Here is a 1267-nt window from a genome sequence, read left to right as displayed (position 1 = left end):
CATGTGACCTGGATTCATGTTGCCTGACGCCTCTACCGGGAAACCTTTGTCATCCTCCCGCATCTCGCCGAACTTCCCTGAGCCCAGTTCACCAATGCCCCGTGGCAATTCATTTGCAGACGTTTGGCGCAAGCGCCTATTTTAAGTCCAGCCGCATACTGGGAAGCTTCCACCTTTCAAGGGACATCATTCAAAGGTTAGGCGACCTGCGAGTGCTGTGGGACGCTTACGAGGAGAGCGCCTGCACAGAAAATTCCCAAAAACATCGACATAGATCAACACGGTTAGAGGAGGAACCAATGATCACAATGAATCGACGGACGCTTATTATGAGTTCCGTGGCGATGACCGCCACGCTCGCGACGCCGCGCATCATGCACGCGAGCTCGCCTGAGTTTTCGTTTAAATTTGCCAACATCATGCCCGTTGACCATCCGCTCAACACCCGCATGACCGAGGCTTCCAATAAGATTAGCGAGCAAACCGACGGCCGGGTCAGCATTCAGGTGTTTCCCGCGAGCCAGCTCGGCACGGATGCGGACATGCTCAGCCAGCTTCGATCGGGTGGCTTGGACCTTCTTGCGCAGACAGGCCTCATCGCAGCCACGCTCGTCCCGCCGGCGGCCATCACTGGCGTAGGATTTGCCTATCCCGACTACGCGCAGGTCTGGAAGTCGGTGGATGGCGAGCTCGGCCGGAGCATCCGGACGGCTTTTGAGAAGGTCAACCTGATCGCCTTCGAGAAGATGTGGGACAACGGCTTCCGGCAGACGACCTCGATCGGGAAACCGATCAAGTCGCCCGAGGACCTCAAGGGCTTCAAGATCCGCGTCCCTCCTGCGCCGCTCTGGACATCGCTTTTCAAGTCTCTCGGCGCCGCGCCGACGTCGATTCCATGGGGCGAAACCTATTCCGCACTCCAGACCCACGTCGCCGACGGTCTCGAAAACCCGCTCGCTGGCATTTACTTTGCCAAGATGTACGAGGTTCAAAAGTATCTCTCCCGGACCAACCATATGTGGGACGGCTTCTGGATTCTCGCCAATCGGGACAACTTCGAGATGCTGCCTGAGGACTTGCGTGACATTGTCGTCACCGAGATCAATCGCTCGGCTCTCGTGCAACGCGCCGATGTCGAAAAGCTGAATTCCGAACTCCAGGCAGAGCTGGCGAGCAAGGGTCTTGAATTTATCGACGTCGATGTTTCCAAGTTCCGCGCGACGCTGCAAGCTTCGTCGTTCTACTCCGATTGGAAGGGGCGGTTTGG

General features: G+C 57.2%; 1 protein-coding gene. It reads left to right on the top strand.

What is annotated here, in order from left to right; all coding sequences use genetic code 11:
• Nucleotides 1–299: 299 nt before the first annotated feature.
• Nucleotides 300–1267, top strand: a 968-nt coding sequence (locus tag C9413_RS32210; RefSeq protein ID WP_170251579.1) for a TRAP transporter substrate-binding protein, incomplete at its 3' end; no start/stop codon positions are given.

Source organism: Rhizobium sp. SEMIA 4085 (assembly GCF_013004495.1).
Lineage (GTDB): Bacteria > Pseudomonadota > Alphaproteobacteria > Rhizobiales > Rhizobiaceae > Rhizobium > Rhizobium gallicum.
The sequence above is the reverse complement of the archived record's forward strand: the minus strand, read 5'-3'. Positions and strand labels throughout refer to the sequence as shown.